We start from the raw sequence: 7,736 nt of genomic DNA, 5'->3' as shown, positions 1-7,736 counted from the left end.
GGTTGCCGCGCTCCGCGCGGCAACCCTCTTTCTGGGCTTATTTTTGTCTTAACAAGTTGCCAAACTATTTGGTTAAATAATCGATCATCCCAGAGCAGCAAAAAAACAAAGAAGTGCTGCTAAGAAAGCAGCACTTCTTTGTTTTTTGTTGTGGAGACATGATGAATAAGGCCTTTACTAGAACCTTAAACCCAGACCAGTTTGCAATGAGGTTGCGGATGTACCTGAAGAGTTGCGATAGGCATCAAAGGCAAAAATCACGTTACCAAATAGTACTAGATTGCTGTTGGGCAATGTGTAGTCAATCCCAGGTTGAATCACAAAACTATTTTTGTTGCCTACAGGTGTAGTGTCCACGGTATTAGAAAGAGATACACCTGCACCAATGTAAATATCAGTATCAAAGTTTAATGGCACATCAAAGGAAACGGTGGGCACAACGGCGGTACTATTGCCAATCAATATTTGAGTTCTCACAGAGACAGGAAATTCTAGAAACTTATAGCGTGCTGCAACTAGCCCAGATGTGCGCGAACTTTCGCCTGCGCTGGTGTTCCCACTGGTAAAACCAAAGCTTGCGCCGACACCAACGTAGCTACCATAAGCAGGCTGTGCTTGGGCGGCAGGAACATTAGCGATCGCTGACAGGCATCCTAAAGCGGATAAACCTATCAAAATTTTATTTAAGTTATTTAGATTTTTCACAGATATCACTTCCTTGTGTGAGAAACGATTTATTTACTTAGTTTTTTACTTAAGCTTTCGGAGTAACCCCGTCAGGGAGACAGACTATCACAAGTTTGACAGTTTGGCGAAAAAATTTTAGACAAAAATCTAATTGCGCAGCAATCTTATTAAAAGCGTCTTGAATATAGCAACGTAAGCAATCATCAAAACGCCAAAGATGAGTGGCGGCGCTTTGCGCCGCCACTCATCTTTGGCGTTTTATACCCTATAACAAACCTTACGTTGCTATATCACCCAACTGGAGATAGCGAAAATATGGCTAAATTTGTATGGTAAAAGGTTATAGAAGTAGTCCTTACTACTAACTAAAAATTGACTATACAAAACCCGTCCCTTGACCTATGGCAGAATTAACGGTTTGTCTTGTTTTGAGTCTTGGAATTCCATACACTTTTTGGAAAATCGTTAAACCCTTTACAGATGGGTAATTGTCCAACTCAACAAACTCAACAAAAGCAGAGGGAATCAAAAATCCCCTCTGCTTTTTACTTTCTTGCCAACCAATAAATTAAGATATAGCTGTCGCCAAGTATAGACATAAACCCCAAGAATTGATTGGCGGCGCTTTGCGTCGCCAATCAATTCTTGGGGTTTGATTTGTCTTAAGTCAAGTGGCTGTAGCCTAAACTTCGAGAGATGCCAATCCCAGATAGGTGATTTTGGTTGGTTCGATCGCAAATCGACAGGGCAATACTTTCACACCTTTAGCGATCGCTTCTTGTAGGAGTCGGGCATATTCGGGATCAGCTTGGGCTCCCGCTGCAAAGCGATCGCAATCGCCACGATTAATAAAGAAAATTAAGACCGCAGCAGTATTTTCCGTAATTATCGCCATCAGTTCCCGTAGGTGTTTTTGTCCTCGCGTCGTAACGGTATCTGGGAATAGGGATAAACTACCAATACACCATGTTGAATTTTTAACTTCCACGTAGGTTCTTTGAGGATTGGTTCTTTGAGAATTATCTTCCCCATTAGTCAACAAAAAATCGATCCGACTCTTTTCCTTGCCATAGGTAACCTCCCCCTTAACCGTATGGTAAGGCTCTAGTTCAGGGAGCAAATGGTGATCGAGCATATGACCGATAACACGATTAGGAAGGCTGGTATTGACTCCGACCCATTGTTCATCGATATAAATGGCTTCCCAACTATAGGCTAGTTTCCTTTTAGGACTGGGATGGTAGGAAACTAAGACAGGACTCCCAATCTGGCAAACTCCTGTCATTGGTCCCGTGTTTGCGCAGTGGGCGGTGATAACTTCGCCGTTATCTAATTTGATATCCGCAAAAAAACGTTTGTAGCGACTAACAAGACGACCTTCAATCAGATCGGGATACGTATGAACTTGAATCATTTTTCAATGGGTAATTATAGCGCTTTGCATTAAAAACCAAAATCAGAGAGCGTAACGCTCTCTGATTTTGGTTTTTAACTATGCCGAACTACTTAACGTGAGTTCGGCATAATTAAAAACGGGCTTTGAGGAAGGGTTTGCGTAGCAAACCCTTCCTCAAAGCCTAAAAGTAAAAGCCTTGCGTAGCAAGGCTTTTACTTTTAGGCTTTTAAAAATTTCATTGGTTTGGGTTTGAGCGCGAAGCGCTGTAATTTCTAAAATATTGCTCTTAGGAAAAGCGCATTGTGCTGACCATATTACCATGATGAGGAAAAGCTATTGGTGGGTCAGTTAATATGGGAATCAAACGCAAAATCCATCCGTCTCTAATCAAACTCGAACAGCGCGATGGAGTGCTTCAGGTCGTCGGTGGGAACTCTTGGTATTCTTATTTTCGCGATCCTTACCACCTCATGTTAACTATTCCTTGGCTGGGGTTTGTGGCGATCGTTGTAGGATTTGATATCTTCCTCAATGCAGTGTTTGCGGTTCTTTATTTACTTGATGCTGATGCGATCGCAGGTATTGAAAAAGTTGGTTTTTTAGAGGCTTTCTTCTTTAGCGTTCAGACCCTCGCTTCGATTGGCTATGGAGTAATGAACCCTCATACCCTTTATGCAAACTTGATTGTCACCTTAGAGTCCATTGCCAGCTTGATGTTATTTGCCGTCATTACAGGAATAGCCTTTACGAGATTTGCGAAATCCTCTTCGCGTGTCATGTTTAGCCGAGTAGCCACGATTCACGACTACAATGGCATCCCCACACTCATGTTTCGCACAGCCAATGAGAGGAGAAATAACATTCTTGAGGCAAAACTCAGCGTTTTTCTCATGATTGACGAAATAACCGTTGAAGGGCATAGAATGCGCCGCTTGCACGAACTAAAATTAGTCCGCGATCATTCTCCTGTCTTTTTACTGTCATGGACTGTAATGCATATCATTGATGAGAGCAGTCCGCTCTATCGCATAACCAACGAAACCATGGAAAGATTACACGCTCAGATCCTCGTGTCGCTGACAGGGGTTGATGAAACGATTGAAGGTACAATTCACGCGCGACATATGTATGCATCTCACAATCTCCTGTACGATCGCCGTTTTATTGATGTTATTCATATGGCAAAGGATGGGCATCGCTATCTTGATTACACCTATTTTCATGAGACTACGGCAATTTAGGGGCAATTTAGGAGCGATTTAGGAGCAATTTAGAAAAGAAAGATTGTCTGGCAATCTTTCTTTTCTAATGCTAAGATATAGCTCTACAGTGTCTGCTCCCAGTCATTGATACTGTTGGCGCGTTAACATAAATTTCTGTCTCTGATCCGTCTGACACCAAATTCAAAAAAATTTAAAACAAACTTTAAATATTTTTGAATTTTTAAAATCCCTCTGGGTAAGGTTTTAACTCCTTAGAAATGTCACAAGGTTCTAAGGATTTGGTACGACTAATAAATGGCAACGCTAACAGCGACAGACCGATAATTTTTTGGAGTTCTATGTCTTCTTCTCCGATTGCCCCTCCAGTACCAAAATCTTCTGTACTGAAAAAATCTTCTGAACTTAATTCCTCGTCAATGCAGGGATTCTTGGCGCTAGGATTGTCCGATCTCATCGTGCGTGCTGTCGCGGCTCGTGGCTATACTCAACCCACCCCAATTCAATCGCAAGCGATCCCTGTTGTACTGTCAGGTCGAGATCTTTTAGCAGGTGCTCAAACTGGAACGGGCAAAACCGCAGGATTCACCCTACCGATTTTGCACCTACTATCAAATAAGAGCGTCAAACGTTCGTCAAATGGGAAAATTCCCATTCGAGCTTTAATTCTCACCCCTACCCGCGAACTTGCTGCCCAAGTCGAAGAAAGTGTAAGGATGTATGGTAGGCATTTGCCCCTTACCTCGATGGCAATCTATGGTGGCGTGAATATCAATCCCCAAATCAACCGCCTTAGAGGTGGGGTTGAAATCTTGGTAGCAACCCCTGGTCGTTTGTTAGATCACGTTCAGCAGGGTCGATTAGACCTTTCACAGGTGGAAGTCCTAGTTTTAGACGAAGCCGATCGCATGTTAGATATGGGCTTTATTCGGGATATTAAAAAGATTTTGGCTCTCTTACCGAAACAACGTCAAAACCTCTTGTTTTCAGCCACCTTTTCCCATGATATTAAAACCTTTGCCAGCACTCTGCTCGATCGCCCTGTGATGGTTGAAGTCGCCAGTCAAAATGCTACCGCAGATTTAGTGACTCAAAGGATTTTTCCCGTCGATCGCGATCGCAAGCGGGAATTGCTAACCCATTTGATTCAGACTAATAATTGGTATCAAGTATTGGTCTTTACCCGTACCAAACATGGAGCCGATCGCCTAGTCAAGCAATTGCACCAAGATGATATTGTGGCGATGGCGATTCACGGGAATAAGAGTCAAGCTGCCCGTACTCGAGCCCTAGGGAAATTTAAGGATGGCAGTCTACAAGTTTTAGTTGCTACGGATATTGCCGCGCGAGGCTTAGATATTAGCGAACTACCCCAAGTCGTTAACTATGAGTTGCCAAATGTGCCTGAGGACTACGTGCATCGGATCGGACGTACGGGAAGAGCAGGATCTTCAGGCGAGGCGATTTCTTTGGTATGCGTAGACGAACGTAAATTTCTTGCCGATATTGAGAAACTAATCAAGCGATCGCTACCCCATGAAATTATTGAGGGCTTCGAGCCCGATCCCCGCGCCCAGCCTGAACCTATCCAAGTAGGCAGACAGCAAAAGCATCAGCCACGACGGAATCAACAAAGCGATCGCAGCGATCGTGGAGCGATCGGTAAACCAATATCTTCAAGCAAAGCACCAACTCACCCGCAGAAAAAACAGTTAGTTAAAACAACAGTAAAACTGACTCAGCCCTCCACCTCTGAACGCTCAGAATCTCGCCCCCATCGCCAGCACTAAGTAAACTCAGAAGATGAGTGGCGGCGCAATGCGCCGCCACTCATCTTCTGAAGTTTTACAGCAATTTTCGATCAAAAGAACCCCATGAAATTTTTTAAAAGTGTTGCAAAGCAACACTTTTAAAAAATTTCATGGGTTGGAAAAGTACCTGCTGTCGCTGTACTAGGACATAAACCCCAAGAATTGACTGGCGGCGCTTCGCGCCGCCAGTCAATTCTTGGGGAGCGACTGTAGTTATAGATAACTGGGTGGGACATTTTTTATCCGCAAGAACCTAATCTACCCTCTTATCCTCTTGGTGTTGCTATACTATATAGGTCTTAGAAGACTGGTTAAAGTATGGATTGTATATGGGTATGCGTCTTTGTCTCGAATTGATTGCCACTTCGATTCAGCAACTGCACGATTTAGAGCAAATTGCTTTACTGCCCATACCATCTTCTACTGAAATTGACGCTAAGACTGAATCGAGAACTCTTAACCTCGAAGATGCTTTTAATGTTTTGCGAGCGAGTTTAATAGAACTAGAAGTTCATCAGCAATCCATTGCAGGGGAACTTGATCGATATCGCGAACTCTTTGATTTTGCTCCTGATGGCTACTTTGTTACCAATGCCCATGGTGATATTACTGAAGCTAACCGTGCGGCTACATTGATGTTTGGTTCGCATCCAATTGGACAAAACCTAGAAAACTTCGTCTATCCCTCCTATAAAGAGCAATTTAAGCGTTTGCTCGGTCAGTTGCAAAGAGGGCAAAACATTAAAAGTTTAGATTTTCGGATGCAGTTTCCAACAGGACAGCCTTTTGATGCCAGTTTCACTATTATTAGCATTCGGATGCCGATCGATGGCAGGGTCACTGGGATGCGTTGGTGGATTCAAGATATTACCCAACGGAAGCAAGAAGTTGAAAAGCTGCAACATTCCCATCAAAGATTAGAAATTCGCGTTGCGGAAATGAACGCCAAACTGAATCTGATGGATCGTCAAATTCGAGTAGAGCGGGAAGAACAACGACGTATTTCTCGTAATCTCACTCGCAACGAAGCAAAGTTACGCGCAATGATGCAGCATTCTTCTGACATTGTGAATATTCTCGATATAGATACGACGATTCACTATTGCAGTCCCGCTTTGTTTAAGACCTTGGGCTATATGCCTGAAGAAATAATTGGCAAGAAATATGTCAAGTTTATCCATCCTGAAGACTTACCAGTTTTTCAAAACTTTTTGGCTCAGTCGGTAGATACCTTATCTGTATCAACCCCCATTGTGATGCGTTATCAACATATGAATGGGAATTGGATTTATCTAGAGTCAGTCTGTTGCAATCTTTTGCAGGATGCGAACGTACAGGGTTTAGTCATTAATTCCCGTGACATTACGGAACGCAAACGCACAGAATCTGCTCTCCAAGAGAGCGAACTCCGATTGGCGGCGATCGCTTCGAGTATGCCCGCAACCCTCTATCGTCTTGCCATCTCCTCTGATGGGACTATTTCAATTCCATTTATTAGCGATGGATTAATTGATTTAGTTGGTGTTTTGCCGAAATATGCGACTTCTACTCCCTACCAATTATTAGATTTAATTCATCCCGAAGATGTCGATCAGTTTAAGGCTCTGATCAAGGCTGGCTTTGATAAGCTGGCAACTTTCCGTCATGAGTTTAGGATTATCACGATCGCAGGTGAAGTGAAGTGGGTACAAAATATAACCCGTTACTACCTGACTGACAATGGTGCTGTATTTGCCGATGGCGTATGTATTGATATTAGTGAGAGAGGTGAAGCCGAATCTAGTCTTCAGCGGACTAATGAATTGTTACGCGCGGTGATTAAGGCGGTTCCAGTGGCGATCGATATTGTTAGTCCTGACGGAAAGGTTTTACTATGGAATGCCGCCGCCGAGAATCTATTTGCTTGGAATAATTCCATTACTTTCAATCACTCCCTACCTAATATTTCTGAATCTCAATCCTTAGAATTACAATCAGCAATTCTCGACACCTTAGCTGGCAAGCCCCTTGAAGGCTTTGAGATGGCGATGCAGCTTCGCGATAGCAGTTGGATTAATGTGAGTATCTCAACCGTTCTGGTTCACGATCCCCATGGCAAAATTATTGGGGTATTGCGGATTATCGATGAGTTAGAGGCTTCCCCTGCTGCGGATACTGACGATCCTCAAAGGATCCAGCTGGGTAAATCCCCCAATTTATCAATAGTTCGCTCTGGGACAGAAGCGATCGCCAACTTTAGCCTGTCCGTTGCTAATACTTTGCTCGAACAGTATCGAGTTGGTCAACGTAATTTTGCAGGATTGAATTTGCGAGGGGCTTATTTTGTCAAAGCCGATTTGCAGAAAGCAGACTTGAGTGGGGCGGCTCTTAATGGAAGCAACTGTAGCCACGCTAATTTTCAATCCGCAAATCTACGCGGGGCAGATTTGCGGGGGGCAGACTTGCACGATGCAAACTTACAATACGCAGATTTGCGGGGAGCGGACTTACGGGGGGCAGATTTGCGAGAGGCAAATATAACTGAGGCAATCTTTGACGATAGTAATTTATTGGGGGCTTTAATAAGTAACGTGAGTTCGGGATAATTTGAAACGAGCTTGAAGAAAGGGTTTGCGTAGCAAA

The 7,736-nt window shown here is 43.5% G+C and carries 6 protein-coding genes; 3 read left to right on the top strand and 3 right to left on the bottom strand.

Translation table 11 applies throughout. The features are described from left to right. Positions 1 to 177 precede the first annotated feature (177 nt). On the bottom strand, positions 178 to 705 hold the full coding sequence (locus PSE7429_RS20210) for a hypothetical protein (protein ID WP_009629209.1): 528 nt from the start codon (positions 703 to 705) through the stop codon (positions 178 to 180). A gap of 664 nt (positions 706 to 1,369) precedes the next feature. After that, entirely contained in the window at positions 1,370 to 2,101 is a 732-nt protein-coding gene (gene sfsA, locus PSE7429_RS20205; protein WP_009629208.1) for a DNA/RNA nuclease SfsA, read from the bottom strand. Positions 2,102 to 2,436: 335 nt separating this feature from the next. On the opposite strand from sfsA, the gene PSE7429_RS20200 reads away from it, so the two are divergent. Further along, a complete protein-coding gene (locus tag PSE7429_RS20200) occupies positions 2,437 to 3,324 on the top strand; it encodes an ion channel (RefSeq protein WP_009629207.1) in 888 nt (295 codons plus the stop codon). Positions 3,325 to 3,722: 398 nt separating this feature from the next. After that, positions 3,723 to 5,093 (top strand): DEAD/DEAH box helicase, encoded by a 1,371-nt coding sequence (locus tag PSE7429_RS20190; RefSeq protein WP_009629206.1) that lies wholly within the window; start codon positions 3,723 to 3,725, stop codon positions 5,091 to 5,093. A gap of 119 nt (positions 5,094 to 5,212) precedes the next feature. Here PSE7429_RS20190 and PSE7429_RS26415 read toward each other — a convergent pair whose 3' ends face one another. Continuing rightward, on the bottom strand, positions 5,213 to 5,350 hold the full coding sequence (locus PSE7429_RS26415) for a hypothetical protein (RefSeq protein ID WP_158467660.1): 138 nt from the start codon (positions 5,348 to 5,350) through the stop codon (positions 5,213 to 5,215). Between the two features lie 93 nt (positions 5,351 to 5,443). On the opposite strand from PSE7429_RS26415, the gene PSE7429_RS20185 reads away from it, so the two are divergent. Next, the gene (locus tag PSE7429_RS20185) at positions 5,444 to 7,699 is read left to right on the top strand and encodes a PAS domain S-box protein (RefSeq protein ID WP_009629205.1); all 2,256 of its coding nucleotides are present in this window, start codon (positions 5,444 to 5,446) and stop codon (positions 7,697 to 7,699) included. Positions 7,700 to 7,736: the final 37 nt, after the last annotated feature.

Origin of the sequence: Pseudanabaena biceps PCC 7429 (assembly GCF_000332215.1) — a bacterium.
Taxonomy (GTDB): domain Bacteria; phylum Cyanobacteriota; class Cyanobacteriia; order Pseudanabaenales; family Pseudanabaenaceae; genus Pseudanabaena; species Pseudanabaena biceps.
This window is presented reverse-complemented; position numbering and strand designations above follow the sequence as displayed.

Bases quoted from the DNA above. Each gene is read 5' to 3' on its own strand.
- PSE7429_RS26415 (WP_158467660.1), bottom strand. From the start codon at position 5,350: ATGTCCCACCCAGTTATCTATAACTACAGTCGCTCCCCAAGAATTGAC.
- PSE7429_RS20200 (WP_009629207.1), top strand. From the start codon at position 2,437: ATGGGAATCAAACGCAAAATCCATCCGTCTCTAATCAAACTCGAACAG.
- PSE7429_RS20190 (WP_009629206.1), top strand. From the start codon at position 3,723: ATGCAGGGATTCTTGGCGCTAGGATTGTCCGATCTCATCGTGCGTGCT.
- sfsA (WP_009629208.1), bottom strand. From the start codon at position 2,101: ATGATTCAAGTTCATACGTATCCCGATCTGATTGAAGGTCGTCTTGTT.
- PSE7429_RS20185 (WP_009629205.1), top strand. From the start codon at position 5,444: ATGGGTATGCGTCTTTGTCTCGAATTGATTGCCACTTCGATTCAGCAA.